The organism is uncultured Algoriphagus sp., from assembly GCF_963974365.1.
Taxonomy (GTDB): Bacteria; Bacteroidota; Bacteroidia; order Cytophagales; family Cyclobacteriaceae; genus Algoriphagus.
In genome coordinates this window covers 614,471-639,249 of sequence record NZ_CAXBBX010000001.1, presented here as the reverse complement: position 1 = coordinate 639,249, position 24,779 = coordinate 614,471, and the positions used below count along the sequence as shown (strand labels likewise).

The 24,779-nt window shown below is 40.9% G+C and carries 16 protein-coding genes; 5 read left to right on the top strand and 11 right to left on the bottom strand.

The genetic code is table 11. From position 1 onward, the window contains the following. Window positions 1-17: 17 nt before the first annotated feature. Both AACZ87_RS02410 and AACZ87_RS02405 read left to right on the top strand, forming a co-directional pair. Window positions 18-1,658: a SusD/RagB family nutrient-binding outer membrane lipoprotein gene (locus tag AACZ87_RS02410; RefSeq protein WP_339864484.1), complete on the top strand. Its 1,641-nt coding sequence runs from the start codon at window positions 18-20 to the stop codon at window positions 1,656-1,658. A 296-nt stretch (window positions 1,659-1,954) separates the two neighbouring features. Beyond that, entirely contained in the window at window positions 1,955-2,860 is a 906-nt protein-coding gene (locus AACZ87_RS02405) for a GIY-YIG nuclease family protein (protein WP_339864482.1), read from the top strand. A 408-nt stretch (window positions 2,861-3,268) separates the two neighbouring features. On the opposite strand, the gene AACZ87_RS02400 is transcribed toward AACZ87_RS02405, so the two are convergent. Continuing rightward, complete coding sequence (locus AACZ87_RS02400; protein ID WP_339864481.1) at window positions 3,269-4,612, bottom strand: PhoPQ-activated protein PqaA family protein; 1,344 nt, start codon at window positions 4,610-4,612, stop codon at window positions 3,269-3,271. A gap of 132 nt (window positions 4,613-4,744) precedes the next feature. Between AACZ87_RS02400 and AACZ87_RS02395 the strand changes: the two genes are divergently transcribed. From AACZ87_RS02395 to AACZ87_RS02385, 3 genes are all read left to right on the top strand, one after another. Further along, a complete protein-coding gene (locus AACZ87_RS02395) occupies window positions 4,745-6,067 on the top strand; it encodes a metallophosphoesterase family protein (protein WP_339864479.1) in 1,323 nt (440 codons plus the stop codon). Beyond that, complete coding sequence (locus tag AACZ87_RS02390; RefSeq protein ID WP_339864477.1) at window positions 6,064-6,930, top strand: glycerophosphodiester phosphodiesterase family protein; 867 nt, start codon at window positions 6,064-6,066, stop codon at window positions 6,928-6,930. Before AACZ87_RS02395 ends, AACZ87_RS02390 begins: the two co-directional genes overlap by 4 nt. A gap of 93 nt (window positions 6,931-7,023) precedes the next feature. Continuing rightward, the gene (locus tag AACZ87_RS02385) at window positions 7,024-7,590 is read left to right on the top strand and encodes a sigma-70 family RNA polymerase sigma factor (protein ID WP_339864475.1); all 567 of its coding nucleotides are present in this window, start codon (window positions 7,024-7,026) and stop codon (window positions 7,588-7,590) included. A 31-nt stretch (window positions 7,591-7,621) separates the two neighbouring features. Here the strand turns inward: AACZ87_RS02385 and AACZ87_RS02380 are convergent, their stop codons facing one another. The 10 genes from AACZ87_RS02380 to AACZ87_RS02335 all read right to left on the bottom strand — a co-directional run bounded on the left by AACZ87_RS02380 (window position 7,622) and on the right by AACZ87_RS02335 (window position 24,459). Then, window positions 7,622-9,022, bottom strand: a complete 1,401-nt coding sequence (locus tag AACZ87_RS02380) for a sulfatase (protein ID WP_339864473.1) — start codon at window positions 9,020-9,022, stop codon at window positions 7,622-7,624. Window positions 9,023-9,101: 79 nt separating this feature from the next. After that, window positions 9,102-10,655 (bottom strand): arylsulfatase, encoded by a 1,554-nt coding sequence (locus tag AACZ87_RS02375; RefSeq protein WP_339864472.1) that lies wholly within the window; start codon window positions 10,653-10,655, stop codon window positions 9,102-9,104. 124 nt (window positions 10,656-10,779) lie between these two features. Beyond that, entirely contained in the window at window positions 10,780-13,395 is a 2,616-nt protein-coding gene (locus tag AACZ87_RS02370) for an alkaline phosphatase D family protein (RefSeq protein WP_339864471.1), read from the bottom strand. A gap of 133 nt (window positions 13,396-13,528) precedes the next feature. Further along, on the bottom strand, window positions 13,529-14,419 hold the full coding sequence (locus AACZ87_RS02365) for an alpha/beta hydrolase (protein ID WP_339864470.1): 891 nt from the start codon (window positions 14,417-14,419) through the stop codon (window positions 13,529-13,531). 363 nt (window positions 14,420-14,782) lie between these two features. Beyond that, window positions 14,783-16,339, bottom strand: coding sequence for a RagB/SusD family nutrient uptake outer membrane protein (locus tag AACZ87_RS02360; protein ID WP_339864468.1), 1,557 nt, complete (start codon window positions 16,337-16,339; stop codon window positions 14,783-14,785). Between the two features lie 10 nt (window positions 16,340-16,349). Beyond that, window positions 16,350-19,934 carry a TonB-dependent receptor gene (locus tag AACZ87_RS02355; protein ID WP_339864466.1) on the bottom strand — a complete coding sequence of 1,195 codons (3,585 nt, stop codon included), beginning with the start codon at window positions 19,932-19,934 and terminating at the stop codon, window positions 16,350-16,352. A 165-nt stretch (window positions 19,935-20,099) separates the two neighbouring features. Next, window positions 20,100-21,146, bottom strand: coding sequence for a FecR family protein (locus AACZ87_RS02350; RefSeq protein ID WP_339864464.1), 1,047 nt, complete (start codon window positions 21,144-21,146; stop codon window positions 20,100-20,102). 4 nt (window positions 21,147-21,150) lie between these two features. Beyond that, the gene (locus AACZ87_RS02345) at window positions 21,151-21,786 is read right to left on the bottom strand and encodes a sigma-70 family RNA polymerase sigma factor (protein ID WP_339864462.1); all 636 of its coding nucleotides are present in this window, start codon (window positions 21,784-21,786) and stop codon (window positions 21,151-21,153) included. Window positions 21,787-22,005: 219 nt separating this feature from the next. Further along, window positions 22,006-22,713, bottom strand: a complete 708-nt coding sequence (locus tag AACZ87_RS02340; RefSeq protein ID WP_339864460.1) for a gluconate 2-dehydrogenase subunit 3 family protein — start codon at window positions 22,711-22,713, stop codon at window positions 22,006-22,008. A 3-nt stretch (window positions 22,714-22,716) separates the two neighbouring features. Beyond that, a complete protein-coding gene (locus AACZ87_RS02335; protein WP_339864459.1) occupies window positions 22,717-24,459 on the bottom strand; it encodes a GMC family oxidoreductase in 1,743 nt (580 codons plus the stop codon). Between the last annotated feature and the right edge of the window lie 320 nt (window positions 24,460-24,779).

Here is a 24,779-nt window from a genome sequence, read left to right as displayed (position 1 = left end):
AAAATAAAGATTCAATTATGAAAAAATATATCAATTACCTCAGCGCATTGGCCACAGGCTGCATCCTTTTGGGAGCCGTGACTTCCTGCAAAGACCTCACTGAGACCAATATCAATCCAAATGGAGTGGAATCAAGCTCCGTTCACCCAAACCTTATCCTAACAACGGTGCTTTCCAATACCGCTACGATGGATGTAGGTCTAGGTTTTGGCGATATGGCAGGAGTCATGCAGCACACCCAACTCGACGCTTGGTTCAGCGGACATAACAATTACGACTGGTCAAACCAGAGTTGGACGGGAAATTACAGTGTTTTGGAGGACATCAAACTGATGGAGCAACGAGCTGAAGCGCTAGAACTTCCGTTCTATCTGGGCCTTGCCAAAGTCATGAATGCCTATCACTTTGCCCGCATCGCTGATCTTTGGGGAGATGCGCCCTACCTGGATGCCGTAAGCGGTGACAAGGGTGGAGAGCAATACCTTCTGCCTGCATTCGATTCTCAGCAAGTAATCTACGAAGGTGCAATCAATGACCTGAAGGAAGCCAATGATATTCTTGCAGCAGTGGGTACGTATGAAACAACGCCTCAGGATATTCTTTTTGAGGGAAATGTGATGAAATGGAGAAAGTTTGCCAACTCCTTACAACTGAGAATCTATTTGAGAGTTTCTGAAAAAATGCCAGAATTCGCCAGCTCAGGAATACAGCAAATCCTAAGTGATCCCACCAATTTCCCTATCATCACCAATGTAATTGATGACGCTGCGATTTCTTTCCCAGGCGCATCTTCCAACACCTCTTGGCCATCCAACACGGAATTTGATGGATCGAATGGTAGCAATTACCGAAGAATCAAAATGTGCTCTACCCTAGTGGATGTTCTTCAGAGTTTGAACGATAGCAGAATTTCAGTTTGGGCGGAGAAAATCCAAGTACCTATTGTCATCGATGATACGCTGCCTGCAGACACAGACGAAATCAAAGACGGCGTGAGATACATCTCCTCAGATGTCGCGGAAGGCAGACAAGTGGATACCGATCCTGACTATGTGGGAATTCCACCGGCGGTTTCCAACCTTCCAAGTGAGTACAACCTAAACCCTACCCCAGGTCAGCAGTCGTATAATCCACATGTTTCTTTTGTAAGTGAAATGTATCAAGATCCATCTGGTCCTCTGCTGAAAGCTAGATTGATGAGTGCTGCGGAAGTACAGTTTATCTTGGCTGAATCAGCACTAACTGGCCTTGGTGCAAGTGGATCTCCTCAGATGTATTACGAAGCTGGCGTGAGAGCTTCCTTCGAAGCTTGGGGTCTATCGGGAGATTATGCCGACTATATTTCTGGCAAGGCTGCTTTCGACAATACCCTGGAACAGATCATCACTCAGAAATGGATAGCAAGCTGGTCGGCAAGTACTGAAGCTTGGTTTGACTATAGGAGAACAGGTTTTCCAGCTTTGACAGCAGGCCCAGCGGCAGTGAGAAGTGCTCTTCCCCTACGGTTCTACTACATGCAGGATGAGTTGACGATAAATGAGGACAACGCCACTCAGGCTGTGAGCCGATTGGAAGTAACGCAATTCTCTCAGTCTGACGAAAACAACAGTGCATGGTCAAAATTCTGGTTGCTTCAGGGCACCGGAAAACCATGGTAAAGACATTGCCCGGATTTATGGTTTCTGGGTGATAATCGAGTCTATTTGACAAAGAACAGGCTGCCTCATTCAATTGGGTGCAGCCTGTTTGGTTTTTGGGGGAATCTGGACAAAAAAGAAAGTTCTTCTTTGTGGGATGTTTGTTATGTTGAAGAACAATTGTGAATTGGATTAAGGAGCATGATTTTATAAATGAAAAAACTTAGCAGAACATCATTAAACTAAACTCATATATTGCATGAAAGACGTTTTAACTCTGGACTAAGACATCACGTGAAATCCACAAACTTAATTTCATGATAGGAAAAAGTATTAGAATTTATTTAAAGGAGGGCTCTGTTACAGGGATAAAACTTGCTGAAGTTGTAAACTTAACCATCCAAGCACTTTCAAGTCCTAGGAACAAACTACCCGATTTAAATAAATTTTTTCACAGTCAAATCAACACCCAAGGAGTATATTTTTTGGTAGGAATGGATGATGAGACAGGAAAATCAAAGGTTTACATTGGTGAAGGAGAAAATGTTTGGGACAGACTTAAAAGTCATGAAGTAAACAAAGATTTTTGGAGCGAAGTCATTCTTTTTACAAGTAAAGACGATAATATAACCAAATCACATATCAAATATCTTGAATCCAGATTAATTGAAATCACCAAACAAACTGATAGATATGTTTTAGAAAATAGTAATTCTCCTAGTTTGAATTCTCTACCACTACCAGATCGTGATGCTATGGAAGAGTTTATTATAAATATCAAAACACTAAACGGAGTACTTGGTCACAAATTTCTCGAAAATCAAATCAATTATAAAAGGGATAAACCAGCAACACTTTTTGAACCAATCGAACAGAGTATACGACTTCCTAAGGAAGATGAAATTGAGTTAGTTCTGAATATAAAAGGAATATCTGCTAAAGCTATACAAACAGATGAAGGATTAGTCGTACTAGCAGGATCATATGCCTCTGTTAACCAGTCATCTAATTACGGATACAAAACTTTAAGAGAAGATCTTATAAGAGACGAAACAATAATTTCAACTCCAGAAGGTAAATTGGTTTTCGCAAAAAAGCACTTATTCCAAAGCCCTTCTTCTGCAGCCGCAGTAATTGTTGGTTATTCAATAAATGGCAGGAGAAATTGGAAAGACAAGAATGGACGAACTTTAAATGAAATTGAGAAAAATGAAATTGAATAATTTGCTCTTTAAAGTAATTCTCTCAGTCCCGCTAGGGACAAACTATGGGTGGAAAAATAACGAATAATTAAACCAACCGTACCGTCAGATACAGCACTACATTTCACCAACCAGACAGCGCTGTACCTAAAGGCACAGCAAAAAATCACAGGAATTAATATCTAGCCATAGATAGCTCCTATGGAGCAAAAAGATTATACGAAATATTTATCCTCACCTTGCCCAATCTAGAGAAATCAAGTTGAAAATATTAAGTGGTCTGTGTGGACACAGATCACGGCTGTAAGGTGAATGTATAGATGAGTCTGTAACCTCTGCGAAATCCTTTGTGCCCACTGTGGTTATAATAAAAAATGGCCTATGCAGACACAGGCCATTTTTATGTTACATACCAAACTTCCAACTCTCCTACCTCACCAATCCACTCGTATCAGCTCTGTACATTCTGCTGGTTACATAAAATTCTTTACCCGTTGGGGATTTGAAATAATAGGCGATGTAAAATGCTTTTTGACCTTCTGAGGGAAGGGAAACCAGATTTGATGCTCCGAACTTAAGCTTCTTAGACGACCATTCCTCATCTCGGAAATCCTTATCTTCTACAGACTCCGCTTCCCAAAGTTCAATTTTAACAGGTTCCTGGCCTGTAGCTTTTAGCTCAAGATTCAACATTCCCTTTTCTCCATTTGAAACTGTTGTGAAAACCTCAGGAAGTGATTTTCCTTCATTTTGATACCCTACAAAAGCACTCACGGCCTGGAAAGCTATTTTCCCATCTCCCAGATCATGGCCTACGTTTGGAATATAGATCAGATTATTCTGTCCGGGAATGCTATCAATATAATTCTTCACTGCATCCACTGGCCAGTAGGGATCGTTTGTCCCAATGAAAATCAACTTCGGCATGGTCAACTTAGTTCGGTAAGAATAGGGATCCACCAGATCCATCGTCGCCTGTCCGAGCTCAGAACTTGCCTGCTGCGGAATACCAAGCGCCACATAATCCTGAATCTCTATGCTGTAATCCGCCCAAGTCTCAATCTGATACTGAAGATTAGTTGGCATATTTAGCACATCGATCACCATAGGTGCGATTCCCGTTACACGTATATCCTGCGAACCAGTCAGCCAGGTAGTCCAGCCTCTTTTGGAAAGGCCGGTAAGCATAAAACTCGTGATCGGAGCGGATAAATTTGTCTGGCTAAATTCCACCACTGCATCCATGGCAGTTAAAGCGGATTTGACCATGGGAAATAAGGCTGGCCATTCCAGATCGCCAGTTTCTTGAAACTGATGGAGTGTATAAGATATGATTTCATCTTCGGTCTTACCATCAAAAATTGGCTGATTGGGAACCTGAAATACCAGAGCAACCATGCTTTGGTTTTGCAAGGCTAGCTTTCCCATATTCTTTACTATTTCTTCATCGCGATCTCTATAGACTGGTTGACCGTCTTCGATTTTGCCACCACCTATATACAAAAGTGCTTTGTCGGACTTGATTTTCGCAGGTTTCAAAATCACCAAGCGATGCTTCCAGGTCAAGTCCTTCCATTCTTGGGAAGTGAGTTCCAGCTCATATTGGGTCAGACCAGCATGGTTTACAGAATCTTTCAGAGTAAATTGAAACTGAGGATTTGGCTTTGCCAAGTAATCCGCCAAAGCAGTTTTGGTCGTTTGGGCAGTGAGCTGGTGGTTAATCAGAAAGGTTAGCGCGATTAGCGCAAGTGCATTAAGAAAGGTTCTTTTCATCTTCATATAAAGTTAATATTAAACAATAGCCCGAAAGCTGACTATCGAAGTCTTTACTATGAATACGGCTATTAAAAAATCCACACTCAAAGCTAAGCAAAACTTAGAATATAGCCATTTAAAATTATGATAATGAGTAAATTAAGTATGCTAAAACGACTGGTTTTAGCGGTGTTATTTGCATTGCCAATTTGTGCCTTTTCTCAAAGTTCAGGCACAAATCAATCAAATTCGCATCTCCTTCCCAGCTCAAAACCTGATCGAATTATACTCAATCTTTCAGAGAATCCGTTTGAATCGATTGGAGTAAACTGGAGAACGGATACTTCTCAGCATATTTCCAAACTAGAATTTGCAATCGCAACCGCAGGACCAGAATACAGAGAATACACACAACTTTTACAAGCCAAAACTGAAACGCTCGTATCCCAGCAGGATGATGAGCCGACAATTCATGCGAATTACCATCAGGTGAATCTCTCTGGATTGAAGCCCGGAGGACAATATGTCTATCGAGTAGGAGAAGGTGAAAATTGGAGTGAATGGTTTCAGTTTGCCATTCCTGAAGATGACAAGGAAGTGAACTTCCTCTATTTCGGTGATGCTCAAAACGAAGTAGTAGCTATGTTTAGCAGAGTTTTTCGCGAAGCGATCATCAACTTACCCAAGATGGATTTCACGGTCTATGCAGGAGATCTGATCAATCATGAAAGCGCTGACTTCGAATGGGGTGGTTGGTTTGAATCTGGCCAATGGATTCACGCCACCATTCCCTCTATGATGACACCGGGAAATCATGAGTTTTCCAAAAACCCTCCTACACTTACACCACACTGGAATGCACAGTTCAATCTCCCAACGAATGGCCCAAGCGGTCTTGAGGAGACTACCTATGAAGTGAATTATCCAGAGCTGAAGGTCATCTCTTTGGATGGTGAGCAAATCGATGAATCCCCTATTTACAGAAAAGCCCAGATGGATTGGTTGAGAGATATTTTGACGAATAACCCTCGAAAATGGACCGTGATCACCTTCCACTATCCTGTTTACGCAACTGCTCCAGACCGATATCATGACAAGATGATTGATTATATCCGTCCAATTTTGCAGGAATTCAAGGTTGATCTGGCGATACAAGGACACGATCACGCCTATGCTCGAGGCAGAGGTTTTGAGGAAAATGGCCAAATGGATTATGAAAAAGGAACTGTCTATGTGGTTTCTGTTGCTGGCCCAAAAATGTATGATGTAAAATCCGCTGATTGGATGGATCGAAAAGCCTATGGCACGCAGACATACCAGTGGATCAAAGTCAAAGAAGATGTGCTAAACTTCAAAACTTACACCGCCTTAGGAGAACTCTATGATGCTTTTGAAATTCACAAAGATGCCAAGGGCGAAAACAAACTGATCAATCAAATTCCAAATACCCCAGAAAGACTTCAAGACAAATGAAAAATCAATACCTCTCTCTTCGTTACATTTTGAAATGTGCATCACTATTTTCTATCGCATTTTTCCTTCATCTCTCATCTTTTGCACAAGTCGATCAAATCAGAGAAAAGCTACTCCATACCAATGAACTTCTCGTCGCAGCACATAGAGCAGCTCACCAAAAGCATCCAGAAAACAGCCTTCAAGCTATTCAAGAGGCGATTGATCTGGGAGTTGACATTATAGAAATCGACACACGCGTGACCACAGATGGAATTGTATACCTGATTCACGATCAGACCATAGATCGAACCACGACGGGCTCGGGCGATATAGAAAAAATGAGCAGCGCTGATCTGAAGGAGTTCACATTACTTTTTGAGGGTAAAGATTCTGGAATTTCTATTCCAACTTTGAAGGAAGCCTTGGCACTTGCAAAGGGAAAAATTATGGTTGACCTGGATTTGAAGACCGATAAAATCGATGAAGTGATGGCGGTTGTCAGTGAGCTGGATGTATTGGATGAGGTCATCTTCTTTGATTCAGATTGGAAAATTCTAGCTGAAATCAAATCAAAAATGCCAACAGCTTACCTCATGCCGAGAACTTACAAAGCCAAGCAGATCAAAAAAGCCTATAAAAAGCTGGATCCTGTACTAGTCCATATTGACCCGAGTTTCAACACCGAGAAAACGATCAAAATTGCTCAAAAATATGGCTTGAGAACTTGGATCAATTCACTCGGAGATCTTGACAAGGAACTCAGCAAGAATCCAAAACCTGAGCTCGCTTTTGACCTGGTAGAGCATGGAGCCAATACTGTTCAGACCGATCTGCCCGCTTTCTGGATTGGTGTCAAAACAACAGTTAATATCGTCGATTGATACAACTAACATGTGTTTTACTTCACCTAATGTTAATACAGGCGTAAATACTTTGGCTGATGAAATTTATAATTTCAAGCTTAACCCAAAGCCATGAACTCTATACTTTTTGGAGGTAGTAACAAACTAGAAATCATCGATGAAAAGTCCTTTTCGCGGATCTACGACCTATTTTGGAGCTCATCGGTAGATTTTGTTTTGAAGCTAGTAAAGGACATAGACGAGGCTGAAAACATCAGTCAGGATGTCTTTATCCAGATTTGGGAAAAGAGAGAAAAGCTTCAGAACATCGAGGACATTAAGAATTTTCTTTTTGTCTGTCTGCGAAATAAGGCCTTTGATCACCTACGGGAAATCAAGAAAAGCACACAAGAAACAACCGAGCTTTGGCAGACTTTGAATCAAGAAAATGAGGATGCTGGACAAGCCGATTTTGAACGTCACAATTTCGAAAAGCTCGAAACAGCCATTGCTGGTTTATCGCAGCATAAACGTAAAATCGTTAGTCTGAAATTTGACGAAAACAAATCATACGAAGAGATCGGTGATCTACTCAGTATCTCAACGAATACAGTAAAAAACCACTTAGTACAGATCAAAAAGCATTTGAGGTCTGAGGTTATGGGTTCTATACTTATACTTTTTTCCCTGCTAGTTTAATCGCTTAAGCCAGCAGGGGAAAAGTCTGAAATCACTTCCCAATTACCTTCTCTAATTGAGTTTCTCCGATCACCATTTTAGCTAAATGTTGCTTCGCGATTTCGTTGATCTCTTCTATTTTCTCAGGATTATTATCCGCCAAGTCAAAACGCTCTGAAGGATCATGCCCTAAATTATACAGAGTCAGTTTTTCAAGCTTCTCCAATTTCTCAGGATATCCTGCCGGATTGTTACTGTAGAAATAGAGTTTGAATTCACCTTTGCGAACCGCAAAAAGCCGATCTCCGTGGTAGTAAAACATCTCATCTCTTGGAGTAGCATCTTCCCCTTTGAATACAGGACTCAAATCGAAACCATCGTATACACGATCCTGAGGCATTTTTGCACCAGCAAGGCTAGTAATAGTCGGTAACAAATCCAGCGTACTTCCCATCTTGGAAATCACTCCTGGCTGTACATTTCCTGGTCCCCAGATTACCGTTGGCACACGAACTCCTCCTTCATAACTGGTGCCTTTACCACCATAAAGTGATCCTGAACTTCCACCCTGCTCATTGTAAACCAACCAGGGTCCATTGTCTGAAGTTAAGATCACATAGGTGTTTTTGTCGAGTCCGTTTTCCTTCAAAGTAGCAAGTATTTCTCCCACAGACCAGTCGATTTCTTCAATCACATCACCGTATAGTCCACGTTCACTTTTACCCAGAAAATCACCTGAGGCAAATAGCGGCACATGAGGGAGATTGTGTGCCAAATACAAAAAGAATGGCTTGTCTTTGTTTTCAGAAATAAACTTCACAGCCTCTTCCGCATTTCTCTTAGTGATTGTATTTTGATCAGCAGGTCGCTCGATGATTTCGGTATTTCTCATCAGAGGCACATTGAAATACTCGATTTTCGAATCTGCAAAAGCTTCCTTCGCAGTGATGTCATTAACCCGATCCATATCATTGCTGTAAGGAATTCCAAAGTAAGAATCAAACCCATGACTGGTAGGTAAAAATTGTGGTAGGTGTCCCAAATGCCATTTTCCAATTGCTGCTGTGGAATAGCCAGCGCCTTTGAGCAACTTGGCAATGGTGTTTTCATAAGCAGGCAAACCGCCATTAGAATCAGGAAATAACACCCGACGTTTATTGGAATACATTCCTGTTCGCACTGGCAATCTACCCGTCAAAATCGCAGATCTACTTGGCGTACAGACATTCGCAGCTACATAGAAACTTGTCCATTTCTGACCTTCTGTGGCCATTTGATCAATATTGGGAGTCTTGATGGTAGGGTGTCCAAATGTCCCCAGATCTCCATAGCCCTGATCATCTGTAAAAATGATGATGAAATTGGGTTTAGTTTCCTTTGATTTTTGCCCATATGAAAAAGAGGTAATGGAGAGAAAAAGAACTAGCTGGAGGTAAATTAAGGGTCTTTGCATAGTAATATTAAATTAAAAATGGAAGACTCTGCACAACTAATTGTACAAAGGTCTTCCATAGTAAATTACAGAAAATGACTTATTTCAACACTACATCTTCTACTTTGACATTCATTTCCCCGCGGATAGTTTCATAATCACTTATCATTTCTTCCAATTTCTCAGGATTTGATTCCGCCACATTGTTCGCTTGACTTATGTCAGTTGAGAGATCGTAAAGCTGGTAGTTTTTATCATTACCGATTTCAATATTCACAGATTTGATCACTGCCCCACCTGGATAGGGAGGAATCATGATCCAGTCACCTTTACGCAAAGCTGTTCTGCCAGTGGCCTCTATCATCAATTCAGTTCTTCCAACTTTATTTTCTCCCATAAAAGCCGGCAATAGGTTTTGACTGTCATCTGTAGTTTCAGAACTTCCTGTCAAAGCAGCTAATGAGCTCAATAAATCCAACTGACAAACCAAGGCATCGGATACCTGAGGCTGGATTTTATCTTTCCAATATACCATAAACGGAACACGTGTTCCTGCTTCAAATAGGCTGTATTTCCCTCCTCTTAAAGGTCCAGCAGGTGTATGATCACCTAGTTTTTCTACCGCATCATCGTAGTAACCATCGTTTAGTACAGGACCGTTATCAGAGCTGAAAATAATTATGGTGTTCTCAAGTAAACCTTCTTCTTCCAAAGTTTTCATAAACTCCCCAACCATCCAATCTGCTTCCAAAATCACATCGCCTCTTGGACCCATACCTGATTTACCTACAAATCTAGGGTTAGGAGTTCTAGGCACGTGTGGCTGCTGAAATGCATAGTAAAGGAAGAATGGACCGTCTTTATGAGACTTCACATAGCTTTGGGCTTTCTCTAAAAAGTGATCTGCCATATCTACATCAGACCACTTGGCAGCTTCTCCACCTTTCATAAATCCAATTCTAGGAATACCGTTCACAATGCTGTTGTTATGCCCGTGATGCCATTTCATGGTGGTTAATTCCGGATTATCCTTTCCGGTAGGCTCACCTTCGAAGTTTGTATCATAACTCACTTCGATAGGATCATTTGGATCCAAATTTACTACGTTCCCATTTTCTATATAAACTGTAGGTACACGGTCCTGCGTGGCAGCCATAATATAGCTGTAATCAAAGCCAACCTCATTCGGACTTGGGCTAATGTGCTGATTCCAATCAACATCTCCATTACCTAGACCCAAATGCCATTTTCCTACTACAGCAGTTTCATAGCCCTGACCTATGAGCATTTTCGGAATAGTCATTTGCGATGTGCTGATCAACAAAGGAGCTGTGCCAGGAAGGATTTTTGCATCCTTATTTCTCCACGGATAAACACCGGTCAGTAGTGCATATCTACTTGGAGTACAGGTAGCGGAGGATGCATATCCATTGGTAAAGCGAACTCCTCCATTTGCCAGCTTGTCTATATTAGGCGTAGAAAGCTGTGTTGCTCCATAAGAACTCAAATCACCATAACCCAAATCATCCATATAGATGATGACGATATTTGGCTTTTTCACTTCTGCTTCATTTGCCTCTTCCTTGGGAGCACTACAGCTCCAATAAAGTGAAACACCCGTTAATCCAAGTAATAGACTACGCTTAAAACTCATGGTATATTATTTATGTATCCTTAAAATTCTTAAAACTTCGACATTCCCAATTCATCATTCGATATTCAATATTTTCATAATCCTGAATAATGAAGTATGACTCAAAGGGTCCCTGATCGCTAGTTTATTCAGCCAGATTAACCTGAATCGTTTCTTGAATATCAGTTTGAATCACAAGACCTGCAAATGTCTTCATTATACCTTTATTCTGATCCTTTACTTCCACTTTGAACTTATCGTCAGAAAACACCTTCGGTTGAAAGTTAATCGTATTAACCGGGAGAGCGTATTCCAATTCTCCAGTTGACTCGTTATAGACAGAAACCAGTGGATTTTCAACCTCCTCTAAATTCAAGGTGTTCAGATAACCAAGAGCCTTTCTACCGTAGTTGTCTTTTTGAGAAACCGTTAACGGCCATCCCTCATATTGACCGTCTGGATTGGTAATAGGATCCACGTTTCTAGGCCAGCATTCGATCTTCATGGTGCGCTCATTTTTATCAAAAGTAATGATCCCGTACCCAGTGCCCCGATCGTAGATTCTGGCAGGTTCGAAGCCGGTTTTATAAGGATTAGCCACGGCCATCACCGTCATTTTATTCCCAAAACCATCTTCGAAATCCCCTGTATTCTTGGTTCCGCCTGGCCAAGGACTGTGCCCTTCAGGTACCTTTGGCCACCATCTTCTCGGCCATAGATTATTCAGTGCAGGGCCCGCAAAGGCAAATCCAGAATCACGGAATTCATCAACCCCATATTGCACTGTACTTGCCAGGTGCTGATCCCCAGCAATGTGCAGCGCAAAAGACTTTCGGATGATTCGTACCGCTTCATCCCTTCCTTTTTGCGGCCAGCCATTGGAATCCATATCCGTAGTAGGCGCATCCCCATCTACATATTCTCCTTTTTCAGGAGTTGGTAAGCTAGGCACAATACTGTCGATTATACTTCCTTCTGGTAAGGTAGCCACGGTACAGAAGTTTGTCTGAGACAACACAGCTTTCATCTGAACACCCGGATCCCATTTCTCTGTCCAGTTTTCCAAGAAACTAAGCTGTCTTTCTCCAAGCAATTCTGCATCAATATCATAATGCTTTTTAATGTCAAAATCACGGTTTTGAATAAAACCATTCTGAACCATTGCTTCCTTTGGCAAGGCATTTTTCGGAGCTGATTTGAATTTTCTGTCTTCCAAAATCGCAAAACTCACTCCTCCATATTTCCAATCCGTATAATAGACATTGATTCCCTGTTTCACCGGAGTTGGGTCAAAAGCATCCGGTAAATGACTTGTCTGGCAATCCTGAATCATATTAACCCATTCAGGTGGCATTTTGTAGCCACCTTGATCTTGGGCTATATAGCCCCAACCTTCATCAGAGGGTGCATGCTTTCCACCTTCTCCCCAAACATTCCCATGATATACATCATGATCATCCGGAATAATTGCTGCCGGAACTGTCCTGAAAATATCTCGATATGACCAGCCAAACATATACCACTTATGCAGGTAATCCAGGTATGACTTTTCCAACGGACTTGTTTGAATACCAAAACCCCCAGTGCCTTCATAAAACTGATCTCCAAGGAATAAGGCCATATCAGGCTTGTGTTTTGCCACATGAATAGCTACTTCCTGATCCGGAAATCCATGATCTGCATTGCAGCTAAAAACCGCTACCTTCAGATTTTCAGAAGATTTAGGTTGTGCTGCTATCTCACCATAGTAACTAAACTCCTGGTTTTTATCCTTTAAAGGGACATCTATTTTCACCCGATAGGGAATCATTTCCTCCTGATTCCAATCATCTATCCTAAACTTAGCAATCCTTCCATTTGGGTCAAGTGTAGAAGTTTGAACCGTTTCCCATTTAGATCCTTTTTTAAGCTGAAGCTCAACTTTCAGATTTGAGATTTGCTCAAGTGGAGCCAACTGAGCTGTTAACTTAAGCGTGTTTTTATGAAGCGTGTATTGAGCAAAAAATATTGGCCCATAGACCTGATCGGCTGATTCTACGATTTTATCTCCCTGAAAAACCCAGTCTGCAAATGCAGCTAAGCTGTTTTTATCCTCTTCCTTTTTTGGGCAATTTGCTATTAAAGCCAAGTTTCCTTGTAAATCACCTGGGGCGATTCCGTCGGCTGTTAATTCAACTGAGTTTTTATCATTTCTAGCCGTAGAACCTGAAAGAGTCAAAGAATATTTCCCACTGGAGAAAGCACTTTTCAAGGTTAAGAAAATTGGTTTGGATAAATCCAATTTCTCCTGACTTAGCTTTTCTCCTATCATCAACTGACCTGTTCCTGTGACACCAGCATCCAGTCCTTTTCCAAAAACAGCAGCAGAGCGATAGTCTTCGAAAATGCCTTTTGCTCCCAATCTGAAACCAGCGTAGGCTCCGGCATTTCCTACTAACCCTTGATTTTTCCAATCTATAAGTACAGACTGCTGAAAATCCTTCGTATTTGATCCCAACTGATGGGTAAGAATGTGTAAAGCTCTGTTGCTACTGGAAATATTACATAGCGCTTTTCCACCGGAAATCTCCCAATCCTGCAATCGATTTCCCCAAAACTCCGGGCCAATCCACTTCATATCAGGCCAGTTTTCCCAATTGCTTTTGAAACCTATAGTTTCGGTGGAAAGTAGTTTTTTGATGCTTGTAAATCCTTGGGAAAAGAAAAATGGCGTGGATAAAGAAGTTAAGGCCATTGCCTTGACAGCAGATCTGCGTTTCATAGATTAAGAGGTGGTTTAAAAGTAAATTTGGGCAATTCGCCCTAAAAACCAATAAAAAAAGGATAAGTGGCATATTGACTATAAATAGAATAAGCCTCTCAAGCTATCTTAGCAATCCTCCCTACAATCCTAATCACTTCCTATATACTTGATTTTGAAACACTTCCTTACCTTCCAAAACTTGATGGATAAAATCGTAAACAGGTTGCTGATCTTGATAAAAGTGTGCTCCTGCTGAACCGTGAGTACCTCCAACATAGGTTATGAGTGTGGCGGCACCATGCATACTGACTATATGATCAAAGATGGATTTGGAACCAAATAACATCAACCAACCACTAGCATTTGTCGGACAATAGTGATGTGCAGCTGTCGCATACGGAACGGTTGGATCTGAATCTCCATGGAACATCATCACAGGGACTAAGGATTGATCCGTGATTAGGTTTAAATCCATAATAGCTCCCGCCCCAGATATAATTCCCGCATATTTAAATGTGTCAGGTAAGTTATTTTCATATAAGTTCATCAAACTCCTATCCCAAAAGGCCGCATGTAATACAGCCTCAGCGCCAGCACTGCTTCCTGCTGCAAATATTTGAGCAGGATCAATAGTGTATTCCTCTTGGTTAGCAAGAAAGAATTCCGTGCTCAGCCAAACTTGATTTGCAGCCAACTGTATAGCTTTGATTTTTTCTGGAAGCTTCCCATCACAGCTAAAACTTTTATCCTTCATGAAAAGCGTATAAGAAATAGATGCTACAGCGACATTTTTTTTGGCTAAAAACTTGGCCAAATTATGTCCTCCAGTACGGTCTCCAGTAGAAAAACCTCCACCGTGAACGTAGATGACCAACGGTATTTTAGAACTCGAAACAGCCTCTGGCAAGAATAAATCGAGCTCCAATTTGATGGAATCGTCCTCGTAATAGGTCAACGTTTCAAATTCTTGAGCGCTTACAGAAAAGTGTGTGCTCAGTAATAAAACTAAAGTTAATAGGGTGAAGATTTTATTAGTATTCATAAAGCAGATAATTTAATAGTTTAAAGAGACTTACACCTATCGATGTTTCCATCTTCATATACAAAACCGGAGTCTGTCATTTACAGAAATCCATGCTTTCCAACAGGGTTATCCAACTAATCAGCCATTCCGATTACGAAGGGAATATCGTGCTAATTCTCAGAACTAACCAGCGGAAACCATACGTCAGGTTCTTGTCCGCAGGTGAATTCGGCTAGGTAGATATTAATTGACAAAGTCAAACAGAGAAGTCTTTTGAAAGTTTAACAAGTCACTTTTTTCCAAGGTTAAAATCCATATAGTAAGGAAAAAGCTGTCCCGTATTACAAGACAGCTTTAAAGAAATAATAAACCTCTATTTACTTAGTATCCAGGATTGTTGTTAGTAAAAGACGAATTCCGGTCCATTTCAGTCTGCGGGATAGGTAGCAACATGTGCTTTGGATACTCAAACTGCATTGTCGCAGATAGGTCCGTACTGAAGTGTTCTATTCCACCTCCCCAGTTTTGGAGACTAATGTCACCTCTGGCATCCCATCTTCTAAGATCATTGAATCTCATATTTTCTTCACCACAAAGCTCCACAAAACGCTCGTCCATGATCCAGTTTAGGACCTTTTGAGAATCAGATTCTGAGGTAGAATAATCTGCGGGAAGCCCTGTCGAAAACTCAATAGACTCGGCCCAGTTTCTTGCACGTGTTCTTACTTTATTAACTAATGCGATTGCCTCAGCATTTGATCCTCCAGATTTCACTATCGCTTCAGCAGTCAGCAGGATCAAATCTGCATACCTCAAAATCCTAGGGTTGTTAAGCGAAGTAGGCATATAAGAAGTAGCTGGTTCATCAAAAGGTGCTTTTCCATACTTGGTGAAATAACGATCTCCATCCACGAAGAAGGAAATTCGTGGATCGTCTCCATATTTGTTATATAACTTCTCTGTCACCTTCCATGTCTGACCACCTATGTTATTATTGCTGACATTATTTCCCGTATCGAAGAATCCCCAGTATGCAGCCATGGATTCTACCCCTCTCCAAGCACCGTCATTTTGGAGGTAAGCATTACTCAATCCTCCAGGAGGTCTTCCTGACTGAAACTCAAATAAAGATTCTTCATTGTTTATCTCAAAAGCTGAGAAGTTGTCAGTATAAGCATCGGTAAGGTTTCGGGAAATTGAAGGAAACAACTGGACAGCCCTAGTATAATCTGAGGTGTTGCCAGTATAATCTCCGCGGAAAACCAAGCTTTTCAGAAGAAAACCATTCGCGGCATTTCTTGTGGCTCTTCCATTATTTTCTGAACTCCAGCTTTCCGGAAGCAAGGAAGCAGCCTCTTCGAAATCAAAGATTGCCTGATCAAGCAATTGGGTTCCTTCAGAAGGCGGAGTATTTACCTTATCCCGTTCTGAAATCCGCTCAGTGACCAAAGGTGCCTTACCATATAAGTTATACAAATTGAAATAAGCCAATCCGCGGAGAAAGAGAGCCTCCCCTCGATTCACCTGCACCCTAGCAGGATCCTCAAATCCACTGGTATCTATAGTTTCAGACTTTTCTATAATGACATTGCATCGTTGGATCATTCGATAGGTACGTTCATAATAATAAGTGACCTTGTTATTAGATGACGTAAGTCCTGCAAAGAGCTCAAAAGCTGCTCTGTTCCCTCTATCCTCTGTAATATCATCTCCACGCATGTGATAGATCTCATGAAGGAAATTATTACCCCTGAAAAAGTAATAATCTGTCAGTGTAGCATAGGCACTGAAAACTGTCAAATCAAACTCCACATTATTGGTAAAGAAGTCGTTTTCCGTTACAGTAAGCGGCTGAGCATCAATCCTGTCCTTATCGCAGGATGATATTGAGAATGCCAGTACTCCAATTGTTAGATAATATTTTAGTGATGTATTCATTTTCGTAGAATTAAAAGCGTGCATTAAGACCAAAAGTATAACCTCGAGGTAATGGGTAGGTATCGTTCAATGGATCTATACCCTGCCAGTTTGTAATCAGGATATTGTTTTGACCTCCTATGTATATCCTACACCTTTTGATCACATTTGATTTATCCAGAAACTTAGCTGGTAAAGAATAGCCAAGTTGCCATGTATTCAGCCTCAGAAAGCCAGCCTGATCCACAAATCGATCAGAATAACGGTTGTTTCTGGCTGGATCACCTGCTACTGCTCTCGGGATATCGGAATTAGGATTTTCTGGAGTCCAGGCATCTAATACAGAAGGCCAATAGTTTGACCCCGCACCGCTAGCTCCGGTGAAGCTTGCTCGTACACCATTATATTTATCCACATCTCCTTCACCATAAAAGTTGGCGGAGAGATCAAAATCCCAGAACGTAGCTGAAAGGTTGATTCCATAAACGTGACCAGGAATAGTGTTCCCTATCTCGGTGCGATCATACTCATCAATGAATCCGTCAGGAGTAGTGCTGTAATATGGCTCTTCTTCGGTTCCTTGTCCGCCTATATCTTTGAAATACAGGTCGCCAGGAGCAACATAATCAGCATCTGGGATATTTCTGTCTTCCAGATTACTGTAGTATTCCTGTATTTCCGCTTCATTCATAAACAATCCTCCTACCTGATACCCCCATATATGACCTACAGGCCTACCTTCTTCTACCCTACCAAAACGGGTGTCCAATGGCTGTCCTTCATAAAGACTCAGTACTTCATTATTCAGGAAGGTGATGTTCCCACTCAAATTCACAGAAAAATGCTGATTGAACTGGTGTGTGTAGCCTAAGTCTATTTCCAGCCCTCTATTTCTCAAGGAACCTACATTGAAGGCTGGGGAATTGGTACCTACGGAAGGAGGAAGATTTACATATTGAAGAATTCCATCGGTTTCCCTGTTAAAGTATTCTACCGTAGCATTGACTTTATTATTCAAAAACAAGCCTTCAAAACCTATATTGGTCGTAGTAACAACTTCCCAGGTGAAGTTTCTGTTTGGGAATCCCGGTACAGTTCTTCCTGTATTGTAATTCCCGTAAATATTGGAAGGGTCTTTACCCAACGTATAGGATCCTTGATTGGCCACTGTCGAGAGATAAGCAAATTGTCCCACTACAGCTTCATCATTACCTGCCTGTCCCCATCCTGCTTTAAACTTCAGATCATTTATCCAGGTCACATTATTCATGAAATCCTCTGAGCTGATTCTCCATGCCCCAGACACCGCATAAAAATTACCCCATCTCAAATCATCGTCATCTGGAAAGCCAGAACTTCCATCTCTTCTAAAAGATAAATCTAAGTAATACTTACTGTCATAATTGTACCCTGCTCTACCCACATAGCCGTACCAAAACCGTTCATTATTTCTACCGGCAAACCCTGTTACATACTGTTGCTCATTAGCAATACCAGCACGGTAAAAATCATCTGTACCAACGTTAGTGGTACTTAGATCTTTGTTGAATTGCTTGATAAACTGCTCTTGTATCCCTGCCAGCAAATCAATATTATGCTTCCCAAATGCCTTTCGGTAAGTAGCAGTAAAATCGCCCTGGAAATTAAAGAAACGGTTCATTCTATAGCCTAAAGTGGCATATGACGCACCATTTCCAATTTCGCTAGGATCCGATCCATTAATTTGATAATACTCCGCATCAACTGGAACAAAGGCCGTTCTATTCTGATCTGTCAAATCAAGACTTAGCCCACCACGCAACACCAATCCTTCAAAAGGAAGAATCTCTACATATCCTTGTGCAAGATTTCTTAATAATTCAAATTCCTTTTGCTCAATTTCAATCAATGCTGGAAAGTTGTTTCCAGTACCAGCACCAAAAAGTCTCACCGGACTCCAAGTATCGCCTCCATCTGGATATGGATCTACAGGTCTTGCATAACCATATTCATCATTTGCGTCGTAAATGGGCTGCCACGGTAAAAAATTTGCCGCATCAGTGAGGTCACTCCCACCACTGTTTGCTTGTGAAGTTTGATATGATCCTCGATAGGTCAGACCAACATTTATATAATTCCCTATCTTGGAATTAATATTAAATGTCAGGTTAAATCGATCAAAATCATTTCCTTTCAGTACACTTTGCTGGCTATTGTAGCCAATACCTACCATGTAATCGGTGTCCTCGTTGGCTCCTGAGATTCTCATATTGTAAAGTTGATTTAAGGCATTTTTCCGCCGAATCTGACGCTGCCAATTGTAATCCCCAGGTGATTCCCCAATATAAAATTGACTCATCGGATCCAACTGCGGATGAAAACCATTCCGCTGATTGTTAGGATTGGATTCATTTCTGCCATAGAGGTTATTTTCGAGGGTCAGATCAGGATTGGAGTTTGCATTGAACATCCTTCTATAAAATGGAATCAATTGCTCTGAACTCAAAACATCAAATTCCGGGACATTCTGCACTGTAGTCACCGCATCAAACTCGACCACACTCTTCCCTTTTCTACCCTTTTTTGTGGTAATCAACACTACTCCATTTGCTGCTCTACTTCCATAGATAGCCGATGCTGAAGCATCTTTCAATACTGAAATGCTTTCTATGTCCTGGGGATTGATCATGGAAAAAGGATTGATTGAACCAATTAAATCCATATTTCCCGCTGTAGGAGTGGATAAGATCTGGCCATCGACAACATAGAGTGGCTGAGAAGCACCATTCCAAGTACCAATTCCTCTTATAAATACCAGCGGAGCATCGGAAGGATTACCGCTAGTATTTACCACCCTTACTCCAGGGGTATTTCCTTGCAGGGCAAACTGTGGTGAGGTAAATGGTACTCGTTCTATAGCTTTGGATTCTACTATACCAATGGATCCAGTTATATCCTTCTTCTTTTTCTCACCAAAACCTACCACAACTACTTCTTCGAGAGCCTGTGCATCCTCATCCATGGTGATATCTACGATGGTCTGTGCACTGACAAGAATTCTTACAGTCTCATATCCAATAAATGAAAAAACCAGTGTATTACCTTCCTCAGTATTGATTTCGTACTTCCCATCTATGTCAGTGACTGTCCCGTTGGTAGTTCCTTCCACCAAAACCGTAACTCCAGGTAGCGGTATTGCCGAAGCATCACGCACTGTTCCTGTGATCACCATCCTCTCAGCATCCCTAATTGAGACATTTTTCCTGTTCCCATTAGAGTTTTTCCGTACATGAATATTGTCATTGACCTGAACAAAACTTAAATCAGTCTGCCTTGCCAATTCCTCCAGAATTTTATAGACACTTCGACGAGAATCAGCTATTGATACCTTCTGGTCAATATCAATCATGGAAGAATTGTATGTAAATACAAAACCTGACTGTTTTTCAATTTTTTTGAAGAGAGTTTCCAAGGATGTATTCTGTACACCTACCTCCACTTGCACTTTTTCAATATTCTTTCGCTGGGCATTTCCGGTATTAGCGAGCAAGACCGTACAAAAAATCAATTGAAAAAGGAATCCATAAAGTATCCTTTTAGAAATCATAATGAGTTGTCCCCGTATATTATTTTCCATATTATTGTTATTGGTTTAAGTTATTAATCGCTTGAGCTTTTGCCTGAAATGGTTAGCGCTACTACAGGCAATCTGAATGAAGGCAGTTAGAAATTCTCCCCAGAGTCTCTACTGCCTTTTTTTTAGGGTCCATTTGAATGTGCCATGTACTTTTTTGGTTTTGGGTTAGTTATATATATCGACTTTCTTTCCTTCTATTTTGAACTTTATATTAGAAGTCAGTTGAATTCCTTTTAGCACATTATGCAAGTTTTCGTCATGATATTCACCGGTATACGACCAGCCGTTTCTGAATTCACCATGAACGGAGATCTCTATTCCATACCAGCTTTCCAGCTTTCTTTTCACCGTAGGAAAATCACTGCTTCTAAAAATTAAGTTATTATCCTTCCAGCCGGTAATCTCCAATGAATCAAATGGAGATTTGAAAAACTCACCTTTTTCGTCCATTACTAGCATTTCGGAGGGTGCAAGCATTACTTGGTTCCCTACAGTATCATTGACCTTTACTTTGCCACTGACCAGTGCCACTGAGAGATGATCTTCTTGAGAATGGTTGACATTAAAACTTGTTCCAAGTACCTCAACTTTGGCGTTACCAAGCTCGACAATGAAAGGACGATCCTCCTTTTCCACTTCAAAAAATGCCTCACCTGTCAAATAAATTGTTCGTAACGTATCAGAAAATGAAGCAGGGTACTTGATTTCTGAATTTGAGTTCAAGTAAATTTTTGTTCCGTCTGAAAGCCCGACAAGCGTTTTTTTACCACTTGCTACTTTCTTAGTGATCCATTCTGTCTGCAGAGCTGAATGCTGAGAATAATCTGAAGCTTCATAAATAACCCATGAAAAAAAACAAACTAAGAAAATGGCCGCCACCCGGCGTACTGAAAAAAAAGAGTACCACTTCCCCTGTTTAGGATTAGGTAACTCCTGGTCTTTTGCACCTAATTCCATCTTGATAATACTCTCATATATTTCTATATAATCTTCATTGGTAAAGTCCATTTGCTTTTGATAATGAACCGAACGAATGAATTCCGCTGCTTCTTTGACCATTTCTCTTTTTTGAGGATTGGCATCTAACCACTTGTCCCAAAAATGAATCGTATTTTCATCAGGTGATTTCACCCACTCCACGAAATATTCGTCCGCCACAAAATCCTGGAACCCGTAGTCAACAAACTTCTTATATATGTTGCTTCTAGACATTCTTTTAAAAACTCGTTGGTTTGATTATTTCTTTCAATGACGCCAATGCTCTGTAGATGAGCTTTCTGGCTGATTTGACTTCGCTGAAATTCATGATTGATGCGATTTCTTTATAGCTGAGCTCATCCTCATAAAACAGTAAAAGCGCCTTTCTTTGCTTTGAAGTCAATTTGTTGAGGCCTTTCTGAAGCTTTTCCTTTTGCTCTTGCGCAGCTTCATTTCTGATCATGCTTGTTTCTACAGATACTTCTATCTGGAAACTATTCTCCAAATACTCCTCGTCAAATCCTTTAGGTCTCAAGTCATTTTTTAACTTTCTGAGTATCTCCCGCTGTATAGAACGGAATAGATATCCTTTTATATTAGTCACCTCGTTTAGCTCCCCTCTCTTCTTTCTGAGGTAGATAAAAAGATTTTGAATACAGTCCTTGACTACATCAGAATCGCTGGTAAACTGGCCTCCATACTGGTAAAGATCCTGTATGTAGGTTCTATAAATAAAATTAAAAGCCATTTCATCACCTCTATTAAATGCATTCCAGATCTCACCATCGGTTTTTCTCTCAAAAATCCGTATGGTCTCTAGATGCTTAATGGGAATAAAAATGGAATCAGGCTTAATTTTTGGGTTATTGCTCATTTAAAATTGGTATTCCTTATCCTTCCTGAAATTAAGAGGAAGTATTTACCCCAAATGACCCCATAATATTCTAAAAAATATTAAAAAAACAGAGATTCTATAAATTCTCTCAAAATCGATGCGTTAAAAAAGCTTCCTATTTACCTCAACTGGAAAAGAAAAAACCAATGAATTTTCATCCATTGGTTTTCCATATAATTAGTCTTAAAGACAGTTAGGCTACCCTATAATATTCGCCTCATCATCCCACTCGATCACAGTTCCGCGATCTTCCATTTTGAGGTATTGCGGGATGTATTTTTCTTCCAGTTTCACGCCATGCTTATCCATTACTTCCTGAGGAACGCCGTCCCACGCATTCGGAGTATTTCCTACATAACCCATGTATTTCCAACCCTCAGGGGTAGAGAAATATCCAGAACAAGTAAGATTTCGAAGCATATTGAACCAGCGTACAGCTCCATCGTATTCCGGCGCAGCTTTGTCTGGCCAAGCTACTTCATCGACAATTGTGATTACTTCTGACTCGCTTAGCTCATTGAATGACTTACCAAATTTCTCATCAGCTTCAAAGTCCAGCCACATCAATCCACCTCGCATACGAGTCTGATTACCTGGCTGATCTTTCATCATAAACTCCATGAAATCAACTACTCCTACTTCTGTAGCAGCAGGTGATTCATCATCCTTTGGCATAATGATATCTACAAGAGTACTGAGTTTCTTGCGTTCATCTTCCGTGAAAAAAGTTTCAGATAGTAACTCTTGATCGCGTTGCTTTTCTTCAGCAGTTCTTCCTCCTATAGTCCCTCCAGCTAATAATGCCTTATCTGGAATCGCTTGCTCCTCAGGTGAACAACCTGTCAATAATAAACCTGTACCGACAGAGCCAGTAAAGAGCAATTTGAGATTTTCTCTTCTATTCATGGTTTAGATGTTTTTCTTTTTCAATTCAGAAACAATGTAATCGGAAGTTCTCCAAGCAAGGGCCAATATAGTCCATGTTGGGTTTTTATCCGCCTGAGACACAAATGGTCCTGCATCTACTACGAATAAGTTGTCACAATCATGCGCTTGGCAATTGGAATTCAATACGGAAGTAGCAGCATCATCTCCCATACGTGTAGTTCCCACTTCGTGAATAATCCTTCCTGGTGCTAGCAAACCATATTTTGACTCAGGACCTGGTTTAGATCCCAATAAAATCCCGCCTGCTTCAGTCAAGATTTCCTCGAAGGTATCATGCATATGTTTCGCCTGATTGACTTCCTGATCTGTCCAATTGTAATTAAATCTTAGTACAGGAATCCCGTACTTATCTACTGTGTTTGGATCTATCTCACAGTAGTTATCATACATAGGGACACTTTCCCCTCTACCTGACATTCCCATCGTAGAACCGTAGATTTTTCTGATGTCTTTTTTCAATCCTACACCGTAACCACCGTTCGGACTTGGTTCACCAAATTCGTCCTTGATGTATTTTCTCATCGAATCCATACTTCCACCGGTTCCGTAGGCTGGCTGGCCCATTCCACCCCAATATTCGATATGGTATCCTCTGGCAAAGTTCAGTTTCTTATTATCACCCCACCAAGGTGTGTACATATGTAATCCACCTACACCGTCTTCATTATATCTCTGACGATCCATCAAACTCGGTACAATCGCCATTCGGTCAGTTCCAGTGGAATCATGCAGGTATCTACCTACCATTCCAGAGCTATTTCCGATCCCATCAGGATGCGATTTGGACTTGGAATTCATCATAATTCTCGCTGACTCGCAAGCAGAAGCTCCAAGTACTACTACGCGTGATTTCAGCTTATATTCCTTCATGTCCTCTTTACTTACAAAAGAAACTCCAGTAGCTTTTCCGCTTTCGTCTGTAGTTACTTTTCTAACCATCGAGTGAGTGTAAAGATCCACTTTGCCCTTTTTCATAGCAGGGTGCACTAGAACTGTTCCAGCAGAGAAATCTGCATGAACCTGGCAAGCTCTGTTACATTGGCTACAGAAAAAGCAAACTCCCCTTTCCTTACTGATAGGGCGCGTAAGCATGGATAGACGGGAAGGGATCATAGGAATCCCAACTTTGTCTGCTCCCTTTTTCATATAAAGCTCATGAAGTCTTGGTTTGGGAGGAGGAAGGAAAAAGCCATCTGGCTCATTATAAATCCCCTCTTTGGTACCAAATACACCGATTAGTTTATCAACCTTGTCATAATATGGTTTCAAATCATCGTAGCCAATTGGCCAGTTGTGACCTAGTCCATCAATACTTGCACGCTTAAAATCATTCGGACCAAAACGAAGTGAAATTCTACCCCAGTGGTTTGTTCTACCACCCACCATTCTGGATCTAAACCAATCGAATTCAGTTCCATTCTTTTTAGTGTAAGGCTCTCCATCGATATCCCAACCACCGATAGCTGCATCAAAATCGCCAAAAGGACGAATTCTAGTTCCTGCGCCTCGTCTGGGCGATTCCCATGGTGGCCTTAGTTGAGTACGATCTTCCTCTTTAGCTGGATCAAAATCACCACCTGCCTCTACTACTGCTACTGATAGACCTGCTTCAGATAGAATTTTGGAGGCCATTCCACCTCCAGCTCCAGAACCCACAATAATGACGTCGTAGGCTTCACCGGAATTTTTGATTTGAAAACTCATTAGATAGAATTTACTTTTTTGATGTATTTCAATTTTAAAAAAAGAAGTTGAAGCCATCAATCAATCAGCTTTCTACTTCCGATTCTAAAATAACAAAATTATTTCTTCCCAAACCTGCTGATCTCCCTATTCAGATTGAATCCAAAAATGATTTCAACGTCTTTCAGTCATTGGAATTTTCCGACTAACATGGCTATTTAACCGCACCTACTTGCTATATACCGCATAAACACGAACTCCTCTAAACGGATAGACAAAAAAAAACTTCCTTATTATTTTTTGTAAAGTTTATTCATTTTATAAAAAAACTAGAAAAAGGA